This is a genomic window from Mesorhizobium sp. P160219, assembly GCF_057786095.1.
Window position 1 is genome coordinate 5,387,111 of sequence record NZ_JBYNWG010000001.1, and the last position, 20,567, is coordinate 5,407,677.

At 63.6% G+C, this 20,567-nt stretch carries 21 protein-coding genes; 16 read left to right on the top strand and 5 right to left on the bottom strand.

Annotated features, from left to right (window positions below; all coding sequences use genetic code 11):
- Nucleotides 1–1,467, top strand: coding sequence for a rhizopine catabolism transcriptional regulator MocR (mocR, locus tag AC3EMP_RS26125; protein WP_023829210.1), 1,467 nt, complete (start codon nucleotides 1–3; stop codon nucleotides 1,465–1,467).
- Nucleotides 1,468–1,488: 21 nt separating this feature from the next.
- Here the strand turns inward: mocR and AC3EMP_RS26130 are convergent, their stop codons facing one another.
- A complete protein-coding gene (locus tag AC3EMP_RS26130; RefSeq protein WP_023752957.1) occupies nucleotides 1,489–2,733 on the bottom strand; it encodes a DegT/DnrJ/EryC1/StrS family aminotransferase in 1,245 nt (414 codons plus the stop codon).
- Between AC3EMP_RS26130 and AC3EMP_RS26135 the strand changes: the two genes are divergently transcribed.
- From AC3EMP_RS26135 to AC3EMP_RS26160, 6 genes are all read left to right on the top strand, one after another.
- The gene (locus AC3EMP_RS26135; RefSeq protein WP_031194894.1) at nucleotides 2,732–3,118 is read left to right on the top strand and encodes a hypothetical protein; all 387 of its coding nucleotides are present in this window, start codon (nucleotides 2,732–2,734) and stop codon (nucleotides 3,116–3,118) included. The two genes, AC3EMP_RS26130 and AC3EMP_RS26135, sit on opposite strands and share 2 nt — an antisense overlap.
- The gene (locus AC3EMP_RS26140) at nucleotides 3,093–4,004 is read left to right on the top strand and encodes a polysaccharide deacetylase family protein (protein ID WP_023752956.1); all 912 of its coding nucleotides are present in this window, start codon (nucleotides 3,093–3,095) and stop codon (nucleotides 4,002–4,004) included. The genes AC3EMP_RS26135 and AC3EMP_RS26140 overlap by 26 nt, the downstream gene beginning before the upstream one ends.
- Nucleotides 4,005–4,066: 62 nt before the next feature.
- Complete coding sequence (locus AC3EMP_RS26145) at nucleotides 4,067–5,035, top strand: rhizopine catabolism ABC transporter substrate-binding protein (RefSeq protein ID WP_023687959.1); 969 nt, start codon at nucleotides 4,067–4,069, stop codon at nucleotides 5,033–5,035.
- 157 nt (nucleotides 5,036–5,192) lie between these two features.
- Nucleotides 5,193–6,308, top strand: coding sequence for an ABC transporter permease (locus tag AC3EMP_RS26150; RefSeq protein ID WP_023687958.1), 1,116 nt, complete (start codon nucleotides 5,193–5,195; stop codon nucleotides 6,306–6,308).
- Nucleotides 6,305–7,141 (top strand): ATP-binding cassette domain-containing protein, encoded by an 837-nt coding sequence (locus AC3EMP_RS26155; protein WP_023712088.1) that lies wholly within the window; start codon nucleotides 6,305–6,307, stop codon nucleotides 7,139–7,141. The genes AC3EMP_RS26150 and AC3EMP_RS26155 overlap by 4 nt, the downstream gene beginning before the upstream one ends.
- Before the next feature lie 33 nt (nucleotides 7,142–7,174).
- The gene (locus AC3EMP_RS26160; protein ID WP_023673056.1) at nucleotides 7,175–8,281 is read left to right on the top strand and encodes a Gfo/Idh/MocA family protein; all 1,107 of its coding nucleotides are present in this window, start codon (nucleotides 7,175–7,177) and stop codon (nucleotides 8,279–8,281) included.
- A gap of 149 nt (nucleotides 8,282–8,430) precedes the next feature.
- On the opposite strand, the gene AC3EMP_RS26165 is transcribed toward AC3EMP_RS26160, so the two are convergent.
- Together AC3EMP_RS26165 and AC3EMP_RS26170 are read right to left on the bottom strand one after the other, a co-directional pair.
- Nucleotides 8,431–9,207 carry a FadR/GntR family transcriptional regulator gene (locus AC3EMP_RS26165; RefSeq protein WP_023725423.1) on the bottom strand — a complete coding sequence of 259 codons (777 nt, stop codon included), beginning with the start codon at nucleotides 9,205–9,207 and terminating at the stop codon, nucleotides 8,431–8,433.
- 118 nt (nucleotides 9,208–9,325) lie between these two features.
- Nucleotides 9,326–10,216, bottom strand: a complete 891-nt coding sequence (locus tag AC3EMP_RS26170) for an NAD-dependent epimerase/dehydratase family protein (RefSeq protein WP_023712090.1) — start codon at nucleotides 10,214–10,216, stop codon at nucleotides 9,326–9,328.
- Nucleotides 10,217–10,333: 117 nt separating this feature from the next.
- Here AC3EMP_RS26170 and AC3EMP_RS26175 point away from each other — a divergent pair, with 117 nt between their 5' ends.
- Nucleotides 10,334–11,272, top strand: a complete 939-nt coding sequence (locus tag AC3EMP_RS26175; RefSeq protein WP_023682235.1) for an NAD(P)-dependent oxidoreductase — start codon at nucleotides 10,334–10,336, stop codon at nucleotides 11,270–11,272.
- An 18-nt stretch (nucleotides 11,273–11,290) separates the two neighbouring features.
- Here AC3EMP_RS26175 and AC3EMP_RS26180 read toward each other — a convergent pair whose 3' ends face one another.
- Together AC3EMP_RS26180 and AC3EMP_RS26185 are read right to left on the bottom strand one after the other, a co-directional pair.
- Nucleotides 11,291–12,073, bottom strand: a complete 783-nt coding sequence (locus tag AC3EMP_RS26180; RefSeq protein ID WP_023712091.1) for a FadR/GntR family transcriptional regulator — start codon at nucleotides 12,071–12,073, stop codon at nucleotides 11,291–11,293.
- Nucleotides 12,074–12,252: 179 nt separating this feature from the next.
- Nucleotides 12,253–13,242, bottom strand: a complete 990-nt coding sequence (locus AC3EMP_RS26185) for a sugar-binding protein (RefSeq protein WP_023673050.1) — start codon at nucleotides 13,240–13,242, stop codon at nucleotides 12,253–12,255.
- Nucleotides 13,243–13,708: 466 nt separating this feature from the next.
- Here AC3EMP_RS26185 and AC3EMP_RS26190 point away from each other — a divergent pair, with 466 nt between their 5' ends.
- From AC3EMP_RS26190 to AC3EMP_RS26225, 8 genes are all read left to right on the top strand, one after another.
- Nucleotides 13,709–14,449 carry an ATP-binding cassette domain-containing protein gene (locus tag AC3EMP_RS26190; RefSeq protein ID WP_023682237.1) on the top strand — a complete coding sequence of 247 codons (741 nt, stop codon included), beginning with the start codon at nucleotides 13,709–13,711 and terminating at the stop codon, nucleotides 14,447–14,449.
- A gap of 41 nt (nucleotides 14,450–14,490) precedes the next feature.
- Nucleotides 14,491–15,489: an ABC transporter permease gene (locus AC3EMP_RS26195; RefSeq protein WP_023673048.1), complete on the top strand. Its 999-nt coding sequence runs from the start codon at nucleotides 14,491–14,493 to the stop codon at nucleotides 15,487–15,489.
- A 39-nt stretch (nucleotides 15,490–15,528) separates the two neighbouring features.
- Entirely contained in the window at nucleotides 15,529–16,299 is a 771-nt protein-coding gene (locus tag AC3EMP_RS26200; protein WP_031246147.1) for an SDR family oxidoreductase, read from the top strand.
- Between the two features lie 149 nt (nucleotides 16,300–16,448).
- Nucleotides 16,449–17,276, top strand: coding sequence for an AraC family transcriptional regulator (locus AC3EMP_RS26205; RefSeq protein WP_023673046.1), 828 nt, complete (start codon nucleotides 16,449–16,451; stop codon nucleotides 17,274–17,276).
- Nucleotides 17,277–17,389: 113 nt separating this feature from the next.
- On the top strand, nucleotides 17,390–17,833 hold the full coding sequence (locus AC3EMP_RS26210) for an SRPBCC family protein (protein ID WP_023699669.1): 444 nt from the start codon (nucleotides 17,390–17,392) through the stop codon (nucleotides 17,831–17,833).
- 16 nt (nucleotides 17,834–17,849) lie between these two features.
- Entirely contained in the window at nucleotides 17,850–18,644 is a 795-nt protein-coding gene (locus AC3EMP_RS26215; RefSeq protein ID WP_023823201.1) for an FAD binding domain-containing protein, read from the top strand.
- Nucleotides 18,645–18,704: 60 nt separating this feature from the next.
- Complete coding sequence (locus tag AC3EMP_RS26220) at nucleotides 18,705–19,187, top strand: (2Fe-2S)-binding protein (protein WP_023725426.1); 483 nt, start codon at nucleotides 18,705–18,707, stop codon at nucleotides 19,185–19,187.
- Nucleotides 19,188–19,198: 11 nt separating this feature from the next.
- Nucleotides 19,199–20,566 (top strand): xanthine dehydrogenase family protein molybdopterin-binding subunit, encoded by a 1,368-nt coding sequence (locus AC3EMP_RS26225; RefSeq protein ID WP_352499685.1) that lies wholly within the window; start codon nucleotides 19,199–19,201, stop codon nucleotides 20,564–20,566.
- Nucleotide 20,567 lies beyond the last annotated feature (1 nt).

Consider the following 20,567-nt stretch of genomic DNA (forward strand, 5'->3'; position numbering starts at 1 on the left):
TTGGCCGACCACATGCGCCTTTCCCTCGACATCATGTCGGTCGACCGCGGCTCGGACGAACCGATGCACCGACAGATCTATGGCGCCCTGCGGCGCTTCATCCTCGACGGCCAGATCCAGCAGAACACGCTGCTACCATCGACACGCTCGCTGGCCGAGGATCTCAAGGTCGGCCGAAACACGGTGATCGCCGCCTACGACCAGCTGCTCGCCGAAGGGTTTATAGAGGCGCGCGCCGGGTCCGGCACCTGGGTGGCGCCGATCCAGCAGAAACGCCCGCCGGCCGCGCTGCGCGCCGGGCTTGCCGCTCCGCAAAAGCTCTCGCGGCGCGGTCAGACCATCGTCAACGGCCCGCAGCCGCCGCGCAATGCCGGTGTCATCAACTTCCATCCCGGCGTGCCGGAAACCGCGTCCTTCCCCTTCACCATCTGGTCGAGCCTTCTGGTGCGCAACGCACGCAGCCGCGACGAGAACTTGCTCGGCTATATCTCCTTTGCCGGCCATCCCGGTCTGCGCCAGGCCATTGCGTCGACCATCAGCCTGTCGCGCGGCATCAACTGCACCGCCGACCAGGTCATCATCGTCACCGGCGCGCAGGCAGCACTCGACCTCGCTTCGCGCGTGCTGATGGACGAAGGCGACCATGTCTGGATGGAGGAGCCCGGCTATCTCGGCGCCAAGAGCGCCTTTCTCGCCAGCGGCGCGCAGCTCGCGCCCTTGAAGGTCGATCGCCACGGTTGGCATCTCGCAGACCCAGAGCTGCCGCCGCCGCGGCTGATCTATGTGACGCCATCCTGCCAGTGGCCGTTCGGCACCATCATGCGCATCGAGGAGCGGCTGCAACTGCTCGACATTGCCGAGCGCCACGGCGCCTGGATCGTCGAGGATGATTATGACGGCGAGTACCGGTACCGTGGCCGGCCGGTACCGGCGCTGCGCGGCCTCGATCACGCCGACCGGGTCGTCTATATCGGCTCCTTCGGCAAGACGCTGATCCCGGCGCTCCGCATCGGCTATCTCATCGTGCCGCGCGAACTGTCGGTCCCCTTCGACCGCGCCGTCTCGATCACCGGCCAGTTCGCGCCGCTGATCCTGCAGGCGACGGTCAACGACTTCATCACGCAAGGCTATTTCGCCACGCATCTGAAACGCATGCGCCGCCTTTATGCGCGCCGGCAAGCCAATTTCGTCAAGCTGTGCCAGGAGCATCTGGCCGAATGGCTGACTGTGACCGAGAACGATTCCGGCATGCAGCTGCTGGCCAGTTTTATCCGACCCTACAAGGACAGCGACGTCGTCGCCGCCGCCGTCAAGGAGGGCCTCGACGTGCAGGGCATCTCGATCAACTACCATTCGAGCGAGCCGGAACACGGCCTGCTGCTCGGCTATGCCGCGATGGACGAACGCCAGATCCTGCGCGCGGTGCTGGCGTTGCGCGCTGCCTTCATGCGGCTGGACCGGCAATAGGCCGATCCAGCGCTGAGCGCTTCAATTCACACTATCGAATTTCTGCAGATCGACGGGCGCTGCCTTGCGCACCTCGACATCGTCCAGCGAGGCATTCTCCAGCGCCACACGGGCCGCCGCATCGATGTTATGGACCATGTCGTCGATGTCGGCGTCGCCATGCGCCGGATTCGTCGCGATCATCACCGTGCGGTTGAGGATGTCGAGAGAACCCTTGCCGAGATCGTCGGCATAGGTCAGCCGCAGGCCCTTGTTTTCCGGCAGCGTGTACGGATTGAGCGCCGGATGATGCGCGCCCTCATGCATCAGCACCTGGTCCCACTGAGTGAAATTGTGGCGGCCGGTCTTGCCGGCAATGACGCTCGGAATGGTCTTCGAAAAAGTCTGCGCCGCCTGTTCGCTGGGCAGCAGATACATCACCTGCGCCGCGCAATCGTCGTCGGGGCTGTTCATCGGCGACGGCGTCAGACCGAGATTGCCGAGATGGCGCGTGCCGGCCAGCACCTTCTTCTTCTCCGCCCGCATCGCCTCGATGATGCCGTCGAGACGGTCGAGCTGGACATTGAGCATTGCACCCATCAATTCCGAGGCGCGCGCGCCGATGCCGGCGAACGGCTTGATGCTGTCGCTGCGGCCCTGCCAGTAGAAGTGGCAGGGGTCGATGGCGCAGCGCGCGCGCTCGGCCACTTTCGGATCGCTGGTGGCGATGCCGCCGCCCTCGCCCGACGTGATGTTCTTGAAGTAGTTGAAGGAGTAGGCGCCGGCATGGCCGATGGAGCCGAGCTTCTTGCCCTCATAGCCGCCGCCAATGCCCTGGCAGACATCTTCCAGCACGAGCAGACCGCGTTTTTTAGCGATGTCCATGATGGCGTTCATGTTGCAGGCCGCACCCCACATATGTACCGGGATGACCGCCTTGGTGCCCGGGCCGACGGCGTCGCGCAGAGCGGCCGGGTCGATGGTCAGGCTCTCGTCGATATCGACAATGACCGGAATGGCGCCGACCGACAGCACTGCTGTGGCGGTCGCCATATAGGTGTGCGCCGGCACCAGCACCTCATCGCCCGGGCCGATGCCGAGGCCGATCAGGCCGGCGGCGAGCCCATAGGTGCCGCTGGCGGCCAGCGCAAAATGCTCGACGCCGAGATGCCTGGCATAGCGGGCCTCGAAGCGGTTGCACTCGCTGTTCTCGCCATAGCGAAACAGCGCACCCGAGCGGATCACCCTGGCAATGGCTTCGATCTCTTCTTCGCCGGCAGTGTACATGGCAAGTCTCCACATCGCTGATGGTATGAAAGCAGTACGCCTGCGGCCGCTGTTTGAAAGAACCACTCCGCTGCGATCGGACCAAGCCATCCTGCTCACGTCGGAGCGGCGTTTAGCGCCGACTGTGGGCATATCGAATGAAATCGACATTCCAGAATGCAGGCCCGCGGAAAAATCGTACCCATCCGAATTCGCTGAAGTGGCCCTGTCGGAAAGCCCGCATTGGGCGTTCCATCGCGTCCAGTTGGGCAAACGGTCGGTTCCATGCAGCACGGGACACACTTTGGAAGACCCTCGAAACCGGGGTGCCGGCAAGATGGTGGCCGGCAAGATGGTGGCCGGCAAGACGGTGGCCGTCCATGACGCGACAGCTCGTCCTGCATGAAGACGATGTCGGCATGTGCCATGGCGCCAACAGCGCCTTCCTCGAACTGACCGCACTGGGCGCCTGCAGCTCCGGCGCCGTGATGGTGCCGTGCCCATGGTTCCCTGAGATGGCCGAAGCGGCAGCCGCCGATCCCCGGCTCGATCTCGGCGTCCACCTGACGCTGAACAGCGAAAAGCAGCACTACAAATGGCGGCCGCTGACGTCGCCGTCGCGCGCGGCCGGCCTGACGGACGAGTTCGGCTATTTCTGGCCCGATGTCGCGACCACCCGCCGCAAGGCAGCACCGCAAGCGGTGGAAACCGAGCTTCGCGCCCAGATCGACACCGCCTACCGCGCCGGCATCGACGTCACTCATCTTGACGCCCATATGGGGGCAGCGCTGTCGCCCGAGTTTTGCGACGTCTACATCAAGCTCGGCCTGGAATATCGCTTGCCGGTGCTGTTGACCAAAACGCTGTCGGCCTATTCGCCCAACGACAATCTGGTTGGCGTCACCGAAGCGGCGTTCCAGCGCGGCGTCACTGAAGCCCGGGCCAAGGGCTTTGTCATCTTCGACGCCGCCATTCAGACGACCTGGGGCCGTCCACGCTCCAAGCCGATAGGGCCCGCCTACAGGGCATTGGTCGAAGGGGTGCGCGAAGGCCTGACCTTCTTTTGCCTGCACTTCAACGCGCCGGGCGAGTTGGAACTCATCGAGCCGCGCTCCGCCTATATCCGCACCGAGGAATACGAACTCTTCCGCGACCAGGCTTTCCGCGACTGGCTCGGCGCGCAGGACATCGACATCATCGGCATGAAGCCGCTGCGCGAGGAGCTTCGTGCACGGCTCGGGGCATCGACACCGGCAAAGGCCCGCAAAGCGGCCACCCGGTCAGCGCCGTAAGCCGATCCGTCGGCCGAGGCGCAAAGAGGGAATTGGAACTGCAACGACAATGGGAGAATGACATGAAGACTGTTCTGAAACTGGCGCTCGGCGCGCTTGTCTCGATGAGTATGCTGGCGGGCGTCGTGCAAGCGGCCGGCCTGAAGGATCCCAAGGATGTCCGCATCACCTTCGTGGTGCATGGCTCGGCCTCCGATCCCTACTGGTCGGTGGTCAAGCGCGGCGTCGACGATGCGGCGGCGCTGACCGGCGCCAAGGTCGAATATTATGCGCCGCAAGTGTTCGACGTGGTCGAGCAGGCCCGCCTGCTCGACGCGGCCATCGCCACCAATCCAGACGGCATCGCCGTCTCCATTGCCGACGCCAATGCGCTTGGTAAATCGGTCAAGGCCGGCCTTGCCGCCAATATTCCGATGGTCGTCCTGGATTCCGGCGAGAAGGAAGGCGCCGAACTCGGCACCTCTCTCTACGTCGGCACAGTCTCCGAATATGATTCCGGCAAGAAGGCCGGCGAGCGGCTGGCCAAGGAAGGCACGCTCAAAGTCGTCTGCATCAACCACGAGGTCGGCAATGTCAGCCTCGACCAGCGCTGCCAGGGGTTGAATGATGGGCTGAAGCCGTCAGGCGGCGGCACCGAAGTGCTTACCGTGTCGCCCGATCCGGCCGACATCCAGCGCCGCACCGAGGCCTATCTGTCGGCGCATCCCGACACCCAGGCCGTCTTCGCGCTCGGCGCCACTGCCGCCAATCCGCTGATCCCGTTCTTCCGGCAGAAGGAATTGTTCGGCAAGATCAAGCTCTACACCTTCGACATCAGCCCCGAAGTCCTGGATTCCGTCGTCGCCGGCGAAATGGGCTTCGGCATGGACGCCCAGCAATATCTGATGGGATACCTGCCGGTGATCTATCTGGTCGAGCATGCCACACATGGCTTCTGGCCGCAGAACAACGCCTACACCGGTCCGCTGTTCATCGACTCGCCCGATAAGGCCAAGGCGATCCTGGCGCTCGCCAAGGACGGCATCCGCTAAGGCAAGACCAAAACGGATCGGGGAGCCGCCATGCGCTCCCCGTCTCTGGTCGAGATTGCGAAGTGAGCGATTGGGGAGCCTAATGGCTGTTGTGGAAGACAAGGCGATACCTCCAGAAGCGCCGGCCCCCGGGGTACTGGGCAAGGACCGTTTCGGCATGACGTCGAAACGGGCTGCCGGCACTGACGAGCGGCTGGCCAGCACCGGCCGGCTGACGCAATGGCTGCGCCGGCCCGAAGCCGGTGCCGCCGGCGGCCTCATCGCCACCGTCATCATCTTCGCCCTGCTGCCGGGTGCGTCGAACCTCTATTCGCTACAGGGGTCGATGACCTTCCTGACGCTGGCAGCCGAACTCGGCATCATCGCCACGGCCGCAGCCCTTCTCATCATCGCCGGCGAGTTCGATCTCTCCGTCGGCTCGATGGTCGGCTTCGCCGGCGTCGTCATCGGACTGACGGTGAAATATTGGGGCTTGCCGCTGTGGGGCGGCATCGCCTGCGCCTTCGCTGTCGCCATCCTCACCGGCTACGTCAACGGCCTGATCGTTGTGAAGACCCGCCTGCCCTCCTTCATCGTGACGCTGGCGTCGCTCTACATCCTGCGCGGCCTGTCGATCGGCATCACCCGCGCCGTCACCGGCCGCACGCAGATCCCCTACATCCTCGACGGCGCGCCGGACCCGGCAACCGCGGGCCTGTTCAACGGCCATCTCCTGACTGGCTTCTTCCAATGGATGGGCACGCAAGGTTGGATCGCCACCCGCACCGACGGCATTCCCTTCGTCGTCGGCATTCCGATGTCGATCGTCTGGTGGCTCGGACTGACAGCGCTTGCCGGCTATGTCTTGACCCAGACCAAATACGGCAACTGGATCTTCGCCACCGGCGGCGACCTCAATGCCGCCCGCAATGTCGGCGTGCCGGTCGACCGGGTTAAGATCGCGCTGTTCATCTACACCGCCTGTGCCGCGACCTTGCTTGCCACCATCCAGGTGATGGAGGCCGGCTCCGCCGACACCACGCGCGGCCTGCTCAAGGAATTCGAGGCGATCATCGCCGCGGTCATCGGCGGCGTGCTGCTCACCGGCGGCTACGGCACCGTCTATGGCGTGCTGTTCGGCGCGCTGATCTTCGGCCTGGTGCAGATGGGCATCTTCTACACCGGCATCGACACCGACTGGTTCAAGGTCTTCCTCGGCATCGTCATCTTGATGGCCGTGCTCGTCAACAACTACATCCGCCTCAAGGCGCTCGGACGCGGAGGTGGCAAATGACCTATCCAAACCCATCCCCGGCCATCCAGCCAGCCATGGAATTGCGTGGTGTATCGGTCAATTTCGGCTCGGTGCGCGCGCTGCAGGATATCGACATCAAGGTCTATCCCGGCGAGGTGCACTGCTTGCTGGGCGACAACGGCGCCGGCAAGTCGACGCTGATCAAGGTTCTGTCGGGCGTGCACCGGCCGACCAAGGGCGAGATTTTCGTCGACGGCAAGCCCGTCACGTTCCGCAGCCCGCGCGACGCGCAGGACCTCGGCGTCGCGACGGTCTTCCAGGACCTCGGCATGATCTCGCTGATGTCGATCACGCGCAACTTCTTCCTCGGCCGCGAGCCGACCAGAAGCCGCCTGCCCTTCTCGCGCTTCGACAAGGAGCGCGCCAACACAATTGCCCGCCAGGCGATGGCCGATATCGGCATCGACGTGCGCGACCCGACGCAGGCCGTCGGCACGCTGTCGGGCGGCGAGCGCCAGTCGGTGGCGATCGCACGCGCCGTGCATTTCGGCGCCAAGGTGCTGATTTTGGACGAACCGACCTCGGCGCTCGGCGTGCATCAGGCGGCGATGGTGCTGAAATTCATCATCGAGGCGCGCATGCGCGGCCTGGCCGTGATCTTCATCAGCCACAACATCCACCACGCCTACCCTGTCGGTGACACTTTCACGCTGCTCAACCGCGGCCGCAATCGCGGTACATACGCCAAGTCCGAGATCTCGCGCGACGAGGTGATTTCCATCATGTCGGGCGGCGAGGATTTGAAGGCGGTGGAAGCTGAGATTGCCGGGCTGTTGGCGCAGATCGGCAACCGGCCGGCCGCCGCACCCTGAGCCTGGAACACTTTTGCAGAGAGTATTAACAGCATGAGCAGGATACGCGTCGGCGTCATCGGCGCCGGCATGATTTCGCAGGTCGAGCATATTCCAAACCTGTTGCGGCTCGGCGACCTGTTCGAACTGGTCGGCGTTGCCGACCCGTCAAGGATTTCGCGGGAATATGTCAGCGAAATTCACGGCATCGCCAATTTCGAAACGCCGGAGCAACTGTTCGGCCAGAAGCTCGACGCCGTCGTCATCGGCTCGCCCGACCCGCTGCATCACGAGCAGGTACTGGCCGCACTCGGGCGCGGCCTGCATGTCTTCTGCGAAAAGCCGCTCTGCTATTCCCCGGCGGAAATCGCCGAGATCATCGCCGCGCGCGACAAGGCCGGCAAGGTCATGCAGGTCGGCTATATGAAGCGCTTCGATCCGAGCTACCGGCTGGCGCTGGCCTCGCTGCCCGGCACGGCAAAGACGTTGCGGTCCGTCTCGGTCGAGGTCAACGATCCCGATGCCTGGCCGTTCATCGCCCACCAGCGCTACAAGCGCGGCAACGACATTCCCGAGGAGCTGATTGCCGCCGCGCAAGCCAGGCAGAAACAACAGGTCGAGCGCGCCATCGGCCAGCCCATGACCGATCTGGCTTTCCGTGGGTTTACCGGCGCTTACAGCTCCGCCTTGATTCACGATGTGAATGCCGTGCACGGCCTGCTCGACGCGCTCAGCGTGCCGGAGGGCGAGGTTGTCGGCGCGCAGATCTTCGCCAATGGCGATGGCGGCCAGGGCGCGGTAAAACTGCTCGACGGCCAGGCGCTGTGGACGATGACGCATCTCACCGTGCCGAAGCTCGCCGACTACAAGGAACGCATCACGCTCTTCTTCGACGATGCCAGCCTTGAGCTCGAATTCCCCTCGCCCTGGCTCAACCATCATCCGACCCGGCTGACTGTGAAGACCTCGGACGGCCACACACTGTCGACAAGGGATCTGCGTGCCGGCTACGGCGAAGCCTTCGTCGAGGAACTGCGCGGCTTCTGGGGTGCGATCGTCAATGGCGACGAGGTGGTCAACCGCCCCGAGCACGCCGCCCGCGACCAGGCGCTGCTGGTCGCGCTGACCAGGCAGCACCTGGCCACTTCGCAGGCCGGCTGAGCGCTCGCAGGATGTGTTGAGATTCAGGTCAGGCCGCGCCGAAAACGTTGGATTTCGAGAACCGGAGCGGAGCGTACTTAAGTAAGTGAGCACCGGAAGCGCAGAAAGCCGGCGTTTGCAGGCCGGCCTCACCTGAATATCAGCATATCCTACCGGGTGTTGATGACGCCGTCGGTATTGGCGAGCAGCTTGCGCACCGCGTTGCGGGCCGCCTCCGGCCGCTGCAGGCGGATGGCCTTCTCGATCGCCTCGTGCAGTTGCTGTGCATGCTGCAGATCGTCGAGTTCGCGCGTCGTATAGGTGAACAGATGATCGAAGGCGGATTCGATCAGCACGCCGAGCGGCACCAGCAGATCGTTGCCGGAGGCGCGCAGGATGGCCAGATGGAAACGCGTATCGGCGCGCGTGCGCTCCTGCAGGCTCGGCGCCTCGCCCATCTCGCGGCAGGCCTGGCTGATCTCGGCCATCTGCTCTTCGGTGCGTCGCATGGCGGCGAAGGCAGTCGCTTCCGGCTCGATGATATGGCGGAATTCCTGCACCGTCTTCAGGAACACCTCACGGTCGGGCGCGGTCGCGTACCAGGCGAGCACATCGCGATCGAGCAGGTTCCAGCGCTCCCTGGGCTCCACCCAGCTGCCGATCTTGGGGCGCGATGCCAGAAGGCTTTTGGCCATCAGCATCTTGATCGCCTCACGCACCGCCGAGCGGCTGACGTTGAAGGTTTCGGACCATTTGGCTTCATTGGGCAGGATGGTGCCCGGCGGATAGTCGCCGCGCACGATCCGAAGCCCGATTTCGCTGGCCAGTGACGCATGCACGCTGGTGCCGGGCATCCGGGTCGCGTCAGCCCGGCGAAGGGCCGCCGGGCGCTCGGCGGATGCCCCCTTTTCAGGCTTCGTTCCCTTATTCGGCTTTCCGTCCCTCATGCGTCCACAAAGTCCGGATTTCGAAAGCTGTCAAGCAGAGTGCCGGGCGCAGACGGCAAAGCCTGCGCCTGTGCACAGATCAGGTTACAACCTTGCCCCAAAGCCCAATTTGCCAGTCCTATTTGACGTATTTGCGCCAGCTGTGCTCGGGACGGAAGCCGAGCATGTCCCTGGCCTTGCGGTTGGAAAGCAGCGTTTCATATTCGCCGAGCTTCGTCTTGACCGGCACGTCGGGATAAAACCGCTTCAACAGTTCCGCTGTCGGCAGGTCGGACGAGGTGTCGTCATTGGCGGCGTTGAACACCTGGAAGCCGAGCCCGTCCGTTTCAACGGCGCGCAGCGCGATCTGGCCGAGATCGCGCGCGTCGACATAGCTCCAGGCGATGCGCTTGCGAAAGCCCGGATCGGCAAACCACTTCGGAAACAGCGAATATTCGTGCGGCTCGATGACGTTGCCGATGCGCAACGCATAGATATCGGTGCCGTTGCGCTGCGCAAAGGCGCGCGCCGTGTGCTCGTTGACGACCTTGGACAGAGCATAGCTGTCCATCGGATCGACGTCGTATTCTTCATCGAGGGGAAAATATTTGGGGTCGCGCGGTTCATTGGCGAACACCACGCCGTAGGTGGTCTCGCTGGACGCGATCACCACCTTGGGGATGCCAAGCTTCACCGCCGCCTCGATGACGTTGTAGGTGCCCATCGCATTGATGCGGAACACCTCATTGTCGGTCGTGATCATGATGCGCGGTATGGCGGCGAAGTGCACCACGGCATCGACCGGCTGCGGGCGCAGCGACGGGTCGAATTCGTGCAGACCCATATAGCTCGACAGCGCGTTGAACACCTGGCCGCTGTCGGTGATGTCGGTGATCAGCGTGCGTACCTTGGGATTGTCGAGCGGCCTGGTGTCGATGTTGAGCACCTGGCAGCCCTGTTCGACCAGATATTGCACGACATGGCGACCGGCCTTGCCGCTGCCGCCGGTGAACATGATCCGCTTCGTCATTTTCGTCTCCAATGCCTAGGATTTCCGTGTATTGTCAGACAATATGGCATTCCGCAACCACCCTCGCCCGCCAGACGGCGGCGCCCACTATCAATCATCGCAACAGGACTTCAAGACATGACCACGACCGCCGCGAGCGAAAAGATCGGCTTTATCGGCCTTGGCCTGATGGGGCACGGCATTGCCAAGAACATCGTGGACAAGGGCTATGGCCTGACCTTCCTCGGCCGCAAGAACCGCAAGCCGGCGGAAGACTTGGCTGGCCGCGGTGCGAAGGAAGTGGCCACCTCGCGTGAGGTGGCAGCGGCATCCGATATCGTCTTCATCTGCGTCACCGGCTCGCGCGAGGTCGAAGCCATCATCCGTGGCCCCGGCGGCCTCAAGGAGGGCCTGAAAAGAGGCTCGGTTGTCGTCGACTGCTCGACCGCCGATCCGGTCTCGACGGTAGCGCTGGCGGCGGAACTGAAGGAGATCGGCGTCGACTTCGTCGATGCACCGCTCAGCCGCACCCCGAAGGAAGCCTGGGAAGGCACGCTCGACGCCATGGTCGGCGCGCCCGACGCGCTGTTTGCCCGTGTGAAGCCGGTCATCGAAACCTGGGCCGGCCGCATCGTCCATATTGGCGATACCGGTGACGGCCACCGCATGAAGCTGCTCAACAACTTCATCTCGCTGGGCTATGCCGCGATCTATTCCGAGGCGCTGGCGCTGGCCGAGAAGGTCGGCATCTCGCCACCGCGTTTCGACAGCGTCATCCGCAACGGCCGCATGGATTGCGGCTTCTACCAGACCTTCATGCGCTGGACGCTGGAGGGCGACCGCGACGCGCATAAATTCACCATCGCCAACGCCTTCAAGGACCTGACCTATCTGGAATCGATGGCGGGTGCGGCCGGCATCGCCAACCCGCTCGGCAACGCCACCAAGAACTCCTTCGCCGGTGCCCATGCCACTGGCCCGGCCGAGCAATTCGTGCCGATGCTGGCGACATATATCGGCAAGGTCAACGGCGTCGACCTGATGCCCAGCAAGGATGGCAAGAAGCAGACGATTTGAGGTGGCGAAAAGCCTGTGTCAGCGCCTCGACCGGCCGATAACATCGTCGGTGTTGGCGAGCAGTTTGTGCACCGCATTGCGCGCGGCCGCAGGACGCTGCAGGCGGATGTTCTTCTCGATCGCCTCATGCAGCGCCTGCGCCCGCCGCTGATCGCTGGTCTCGCGTGTGACGAAGACAAAGAGATGATCGAGCGCCGACTCGATCAGAACGCCAAGCGGCACCAGCAGATCGTTGCCCGAGGCGCGCAATATGGCGAGGTGAAAACGCGTGTCGGCGCGGATACGCTCCTGCAGGTTCAAAGCCTCGCCCATCTCACGACAGGCTTGGCTGATCTCGTCCATCTGCTCGTCGCTGCGCCGCGTGGCGGCAAAGGCCGACGCTTCCGGCTCGATGATGTGACGGAACTCCTGCACCGTGCGCAGGAAGGCCTCCCGGTCCGGCCCGGTCGCGTACCAGGCCAGCACATCGCGGTCGAGCAGGTTCCAGCGTTCCCTGGGCTCGACCCAGCTGCCGATCTTGGGCCGTGAAGCCAGCAGGCTTTTGGCCATCAGCATCTTGATGGCTTCGCGCACCGCCGAACGACTGACATCGAAGGTCTCGGCCCATTTGGCCTCGTTGGGCAGAATCGTGCCGGGCGGATAATCGCCTCGCACGATTCTGAGGCCGATCTCGCCGGCCAGCGAGACATGGACGCTCGCTCCCGGAAAATGCGCGGCACCGGCCCTGCGCATGACAGCCGGACCGCGGCTGGCTTGTGCCTTGGCCCGCTCGGCTCGCTTCTTTGATTTCTCGTCCGGCATTCACGTTCCAATGCGTCGGCCGTCTGCGTCCGGACTGGTCCGAACCTGCACGGCGCGCCGATCTCGTTGCCGAAAATCCAAACTACAGACGCGTCAAAGCCGGAGCCTGCTGCCCCAACCGTTGCGTCCGTCCGGGAAGAGACGGGGCGCCCGTCAAAGGGCGCCCCGAAATCGAGAACCTACTTCTGGATGCAGGTGTCGACCGTGTCCTTGGTGCATTCGTCGAGGCCGGTGAACACCGGATCGGCGACGGCCTTGCCTTCGACCAGATCGATCATCACCGATGGTGCCTTGTAGCCCATTTCGAACGGCCGCTGACCAACCAGAGCAGTTACAAGGCCGTCACGGGCGATCGCCACTTCATCGCCGATCGTATCGGCGGCACCGATGACGAAGTCGTTGCTGGCGATGCGGTCCTTGAGCGGCCCGAACAGGTCGCGATAGGGCTGCGGTGCGCCAAACAGCGGCCAGCCGCCCATGATGCCGAAGGCGTCGAGCTTGGGATTGGCGGCGAGGATGTCGGTCATCGCCTGCACGCCCTTGGCGCCGTCGTCATTGGTGAACACCGGGCAACCGGCAACTTCGGTCCAGCCGCCTTCGCCGGCAAGTGCCGCCAGGCCTTCCTTGCCCGACAGCGCGTCACGCATGCCCTGCGCCCGGCGCAGGATGTTGTCGGCCGCGGGATTGCCTTCGATGGTACAGATCGTGCCGCCGTTCGGCTTGCCCTTCTTGATGTACTCGCCGATCTTGTGACCCATCAAATAGTTGTCGGTGCCGAGATAGGTCTTGCGCAGCGCGGCATCTTCCTTGCTGAGATCGGCGTCGAGCGTCATGATCGGGATCGTCGGATTGGCGGTCTTGATCGTCTGCGCGATCAGCGGCGCGTTGGATGGCGAGATCGCCATTGCCACCGTGTCGGCCTTGCTCAGCATGTCCTGAACGATCTGCGCCTCGCCCGCCTCGTCGGAAGTCGATGCCGGGCCGGTGTAGAAGCATTCATATTCCGAGCTGGCATTTTCCTTGTTCCATTTCTCGCAGCCCTGGTGGATGGCTTCGAAGAATGGATTGTCGAGACCCTTCACCACGATTACGAGCTGTTTCTTGGCCAAAGCCGGCCCGGCGCCCAGCGCCATGGCGGCGACGGCGGCGAGCAAAAGTGTTTTCCTCATGTCAGTCCTCCCTTGAAACAGACGGACACGGCGTGCCCGCCACACAGATCGACCGGATGCTTAATGACCGAGGTTCGTTTCACGAGCACTCGTGTCGCCAAGACAGATCGATAAGCATTTCCAGATGCGGCATTGGCCCGGCTCAACACATGGGTGGCGCCGCAACCTCGACCGATAAACCTCCGCCGATTCCGCCCGGCTAACCGCCAGCGACATCGGCACAATCTCCTCCGACGCTTAGCTAATATCGGCTTGCGGCCAACGTCAATGCTATTTGTCCTACAAAACGGATTTTTGGATAACCAACGCTTCAATTCGTCCGACAATTGATTGACGAGCGCCGGCTTTTGCGTAAAACAACGCTGACGCTGTTTCCGGGAGGAGATGGGGAGAGCGGGGCCAAAGCAGCGCCGGCATTCACGCCGGGAACAGCAGCGGGTCGCAAAACACGGGGAGGCAAAGACTGGTGGCGGTTCTCGAACTCACCAATATCTCGAGGCATTTCGGCGCCATCCAGGCGGTCAACGACGTATCGCTGTCGATCGAGCCCGGACAGGTGGTCGGCCTGATGGGCGACAACGGCGCCGGCAAGTCGACGCTGGTCAAGATGATCGCCGGCAATTTCCGCCCCAGCCATGGCGTCATGCGGATGGACGGCAAGGAGTTGATCCTGCACAAGCCGGCGGAAGCTCGCCAGCACGGCATCGAGATCGTCCACCAGGACCTGGCGCTGTGCAACAATCTGACCGCTGCCGCCAATGTCTATCTCGGCCGTGAATTGCGCCGCGGCCTCGGCCCTTTACGCATCCTCGACTATGCCGCCATGTACAAGCGCGCCGGCCAGCTATTCGCCGAGTTGAAGTCCGAGACCCGTCCGCGCGACCTCGTCAAGCAGATGTCGGGCGGCCAGCGCCAGGCAGTAGCGATCGCGCGCACCATGCTGTCGCAGGCGAAGATCGTGTTGATGGACGAACCGACGGCCGCGATCTCGGTGCGCCAGGTCGCCGAAGTGCTGAACCTGATCCGCCATTTGCGCGACCAGGGCATCGCAGTGGTGCTGATCAGCCACCGCATGCCTGACGTGTTCACCGTCGCCGACCGCGTCATCGTCATGCGGCGCGGCCGCAAGGTCGCCGACAAGACGATTGCGTCAAGTTCGCCCGAGGAAGTCACCGGGCTGATCACCGGCGCCATCGAACAGGTTTGATCTCAGCGAATTTCACCACGCACAGCACATGAAGGTCGACGATGGCACTGACAATTGACCAGCCGATCGAACAAAAGCAGCAATCCTTGCCGGCAAGACTGTTTGCCAGCCAGACCTTCTGGGTGGTGATCGCGGTCATCCTGGCCTGCCTGTTCCTGTCTTTTGCCACCGACGCCTTCGCCACGTCGAAGAACCTTTACAACATCACCCGCAACATCACCTTCGTCGCCATCATCGCGCTCGGCATGACCTTCGTCATCATCACAGGTGGCATCGACCTGTCGGTCGGTTCGGTGCTCTGCCTGTCGTCGATGGTGCTGGCCGTCACCATGCATGCCGGCTACTCCATCGAGGTCGGCATCCTCGCCTCGATCGCCACCGCGCTCGCCATAGGCGCCTTCAACGGCATCATGATCGCCTATCTCGGCTTTCCACCCTTCGTGGTGACGCTCGGTATGCTGTCGATTGCCCGCAGCCTCGCCATGGTCGCCTCCAACAACACCGTCGTCTTCCAGTTCGGCCCGGATCACGACAAGCTTCTGGCGCTGGGCGGCGGTGCCTGGGTGTTCGGCATCGCCAATCCGGTGCTCTACATGATCCTTTTGGCGCTGATCACCGGCTTCACGCTGCGCTGGACCAAGTTTGGCCGCCACATCTTCGCCATTGGCGGCAATGAGCACGCGGCGACGCTGACCGGCGTTCCCGTCAAGCAGATCAAGGTCGCCGTCTATATGATCTCGGCGCTGGCGGCGGGCATTGCCGGCATCATCCAGACCGGATGGCTGGGCGCCGTCACCACCAATCTCGGAACCGGCATGGAACTGCAGGTCATCGCCGCCACGGTCATTGGCGGCGCCAATCTCGCCGGCGGCGTCGGCACCGCCTTCGGCGCTATTGTCGGTGCCGCGCTCATCGAAGTTATCCGCAACAGCCTTGGTCTGCTCGGCATCAATGCTTTCTGGCAAGGCGTGTTCATCGGCGGCGCCATCCTGCTCGCGGTGCTGTTCGACCGGATCCGCAACTTCAGGCGCAATGACTGAATGTTTTTGGACTGAACCTTTCGGCTGGAAACCGTTGCCTTGACATCGAAATCCCTGTTCGAGCTCAACGGCCGGCTGGCGCTGATCACCGGCTCCGGCCAGGGCATCGGCCTGGCGCTGGCGCGCGGCCTTGCCGAGCATGGCGCAAGTGTCGTGCTCAACGGCCGCGATGCCGGCAAGGTTGCCGGTGCTGTCGCCGGCTTGCGCGACGCTGGCTTCAAAGCGCACCCCTCGACCTTCGACGTGACGGATTTTCGCGCGGTCGATGCCGATGTCGCCCGCATCGAGGCCGAGATCGGCGCCATCGACATCCTGATCAACAATGCCGGCGTGCAGTTTCGCGCTCCGCTCGAGGACTTTCCCGAGGAGCAGTGGGAGCGGCTGTTCAAGACCAATGTCTCCGGCGCCTTCCATGCCGGCAAGGCGGTCGCCCGCAATATGATCGCGCGCGGCAAGGGCAAGATCATCAACATCGGCTCGGTGCAGAGCGAACTCGCCCGGCCCAACATCGCGCCCTATACGGCCACCAAGGGCGCAATCCGCAATTTGACACGTGGCATGTGCACCGACTGGGCGAAATACGGCTTGCAGGTCAATGCCATCGCCCCCGGCTATTTCCGCACCGAGATGAACCAGGCGCTGGTCGACAACCAGGAATTCTCCGCCTGGCTGGAAAAGCGCACGCCGGCTGGCCGCTGGGGGTATGTCGACGAACTGATCGGCGCCGCCGTGTTCCTCGCCTCCGACGCCTCATCCTTCGTCAACGGCCATACGCTTTATGTCGACGGCGGCATGACGGCTTCGGTTTGACGGGAAACCCTATCGCTCAGTCTGAAAATCCACCACTACGGCCGGCAGCACACAGCGGCTTTCGCCCCGCGCCTTGACGCGAGCCCGAACTCAGCCGCACAATCCCGTTGCAGGCGAAGGGAGGCCAGTCGTCTGCGGGAGGTATACCCATGACGGACGCGATCAGGCTCTATTGGGGCCGGTTCGGACATGTTTCTGTCCTGAATGTCGCCAGCGACTTCGTCACCCATGCGCATGTCGAGGCCCACATCATCATCTGGCTGGAGGGCACGGCCGGCGAGATGACCGTCGGCCGCGAGACGGTGCCGCTGGGTCCCGGCACCGCCGCCGGCATCAATTCCTACCAGCCGCACAGCCACATTCTGTCGCAGAACGGCAGGCCCGGCCTGTTCCTCGCCTTCTACATCGATCCGGATTGGGCGCGCCGGCGCCGCGACCTGCCTTCGTCGGCGCCGTTGTTTGCACAGGCCGCAATCACGCTCGAACCCTGGCTGCACCAGGCCGCCGCCAACCTGCTCGACCATTTGAGCGATAATGAAAGCATCGACGACGTCGCCAATTACGAGATCGAGCGCTTCATCGATAGCCTGCTCGACGCCGCCGACGCCTCGGCGCCGCAGGAGGCGCGCATCCGGGTCAACACAATGCAGGATTTCCGCGTCCGCAAGGCAATCCAGCTGATGAAGGCCAATGTCTGCGAACGCATCTCGTTCGACGACGTCGCCCGCAGCGTCGGCCTGTCGCGGCCGCACTTCTTTGCTTTATTCAAGGAACAGACCAATCTGACGCCCAATGTCTACTGGAACACGCTGCGCATGGAGGAAGCCGTGCGGCAGCTGCAGTGGTCGCAGGAACCGCTGATCTCGGTCGCCTGCAATCTCGGCTTCACCACCCAGGGCAATTTCTCGCGCTTCTTCCGCGACCATGTCGGCGTGCCGCCGACGCTTTACCGCGAGGCGGCGCGTGCCATGGCCTGAGCCAAGCCGCTCGTTTTTCAGACTCCTTGATAGGGCCGCAAGACCCATTGATAAGCGCAGCGCCGGCCGCCGCCCTACCCTGCAGCGTATCGAATTCGTAGGGGAATGATCATATGGCTGAAGTCACCGTCTCCAGCGTCATCGACGCGCCGGTCGAAAAGGTCTGGGCGCGCATACGCGACTTCAACGGCCTGCCGGGCTGGCATCCGCGCATGGTCAAGAGCCATATCGAAGACGGCAAGAGCGCCGAAACCATCGGCTGCGTGCGTAATTTCGAGCTCGCCAGCGGCGCGCGTATCCGCGAAAAACTGCTCGACTTCTCCGATGCGGATTTCCGCGTCAGCTATTCTATCCTCGAAACGCCGCAGCCGCTGACCAATCACAAAGCGACGCTGCAATTGCGCCGCGTGACCGACTGCGACCGCACCTATGCCGAATGGACCGCGAGCTTCGACGCGGCGCCCGAAGAGGCCGACAAGATCGCCGCCGGCATGGCCGCCAATGTCTTCCAGGGTGGCTTCAATGCATTGAAGAGCCATTTTTCTGGCCAGAGCTGAGTCAGGGGAGACTGCCATGGCGCTTGCCCTCCAGACCTTTTCGGCCGTCAGGGATGCCAACGCGGCGCTGAAGGCGCCCGGCACCCGCTATCTCGGCGGCGGCACGCTGGTCGTGCGCGCCGCCAATGAAGGCGATGTCTCCGTCACCGGCCTCGTCCGCTCGACCGATCCGGCCCTCTCCGGGATCACCGTTGCCGGCGGCAAGGTCCGCATCGGAGCTTCGGTGACAATGGCGGCCATCGCCCGCCATCCCGAGCTTGCGGCGCTGTCCAGGGCTGCGCGCGCCGTCGGCGGCCCGGCGATCCGCAATATGGCGACTGTCGGCGGCAATCTGTTCGCACCGGCGCCCTACGGTGATTTCGCTGTCGCCCTGCTGGCGTTGGATGCGACGGTCGGCACCGATGATGGGGAATTGCCTATCGAGGATTTTCTGGCCAGGCGGGACGGCGGCCGCGCCATTGTCACATCAGTCGCCTTCGCGTTGCCGAAGGCCGAGAATTTCCGCTTCCTGAAAGCGTCGCGGGTCAAGCCGAAGGGCGTCTCGGTGCTCAGCATCGCCGCCGTTCTGGAACAGGCCGGCGACGGCACTGTCTCCTCGGCGCGGATCGCGCTCGGCTGCATGGCAGATCGGCCGATGCGCGCCCGTGCTGCGGAAAAGGCACTGATCGGCAGCAGGCTTGACCAGGACGGCGCCGCAGCGGCGCTGGCTGCAGCCGGTGAAGGCACTTCGCCAATCACCGACCCGATCGCCAGCGCCTGGTATCGCGCCGAGGTTCTGCCGGTCCATCTCGGCCGGCTGCTGCTTACTTAACCACCGCTTGGGGGGCGCGCGTCTGTCGGATCAACCGGGCAGGCGCGCTGGGAGGAAAACATGGCAAAGGTTCCGGTTCAGTTCACGCTCAACGGCTCGGAGAAGGCCGAATTTGTCGACAGCGGCACGACGCTGCTGCACGCGCTGCGCGACAAGATCGGCGACACCTCGCCCAAGGGCGGCTGCCACCAGGGCACCTGCGGCGCCTGTTCGGTCATCATCGACGGCGAACTCCGGCTCTCTTGCCTGACGCTGGCCGAGACCTGCAGCGGCGCCGACATCCGCACCACCTTGGGCCTCGCTGAGGCCGGCGTCCTGCATCCGCTGCAGCGTGCCTTCCTCGACGCCTTCGCCACGCAATGCGGCTTCTGCACGCCGGGCATGATCATGGCCGCCAAGGTGCTGCTCGACCACACGCCCAATCCGAGCCGCGAGGACGTGATCGAGGCGCTGTCCGGCAATATCTGCCGCTGCACCGGCTACGAGCCGATCATCCAGGCGGTGCTGACCGCGGCCCGAGCCAATTCGCAGAACGCGGCCTAAGGACCAAAAGAATGGAACTGCGCAAAAACTATTTCGCCGATCAGCGCAAGGACGGCCTGCACGAGATCGGCCATGGGCGGCCTCGGCTGGATTCGCCGGGACATGTGACGGGCAAGACCGCCTATTTCGCCGACCGCAACTTCCCGAATATGCTTCACCTGAAAATGGTGCGCAGTCCGCACCACCATGCCCGCATCCGTTCGATCGACACTTCCGAAGCGGAGAAGCATCCCGGCGTGGTGAAAATCCTCACCGCCAAGGATGTGCCGCACAATGTCTACACCATCCTGATCCTGATCCAGGTCGGACCGGAAGACGAGACGGTGCTGGCCGACGGCAAGGTACGCTGGAAGGGCGAGGCGGTGGTGGCGGTGCTGGCCGAGACCGAGCGCGCGGCTCAGGAAGCGGCAGCCAAGGTCAAGGTCGACTACGAGGTGCTGCCGGCCGTCTTCGACATGGAAGAAGCGCTGAAGCCTGGCGCGCCTTTGGTCAACGAATATCACGGCCAGAACTATTATCTCTATGACAGCGGCGAATGCCGCAAGGTGCGCTTCGGCGATGTCGAGGCGAGCTTCGCCGGCGCCGACCACATCCTCGAACAGAGTTATCAATCCTCGCCCATCGAGCATGCGCCGACCGAGACCACCGGTTGCGTCGTGGTGCCCGAAGGCAATGACCGCTTCACCTGCTACACCAACACCCAGGCGATGTTCTTCACCCTCGACAACGCCTCGATCATCCTGCAGATGCCCGGCTCAAAACTGCATTTCGTCGGCGGCACTGTCGGCGGCGGCTTTGGGGGCAAGGTCGACGTCATCGTCGAGCCGATCGCCATTCTTGGCGCTAAACAAACCGGACGCCCAGTCTGTTTCGTCTATAGCCGCGAGGAGGAGATGCAGATCTCCTCGCCGCGCGCCGCCGAAAAGATAATCATCAAGGACGGCGTGATGAACGACGGCCGCATCGTTGCGCGCAAGGTGACCGGCTATACCGATGCCGGCGCCTATTCGCGCCACTCGCCTTATGGCGCGCAGAAGGGAGCGGCGCACTATCCCGGGCCCTACACCATTCCCAATGTCTGGATCGACACTTATTGCGTCTACACCAACCGCACCCCCTCCTCCGCCATGCGCGGCTTCGGCGTCACCATCGGCGACTTCGCGCTTGAGGTGCAGATGGACAAGCTGGCGCGGCTGATCGGCATGGACCCGCTCGAATTCCGCTTCATCAACGCCTATCGCGATGGCGACATGAAGGCGCATCGCCAGCCGACCGAAGGGGCGGCGCTGATCGAGTGCATGCAGGAGGCGTCGCGCGCCGCCAACTGGCCGGTGGCGGAGAAGTATATGGCGATGTCCTCCTACACGAAGGGAGCTTGAG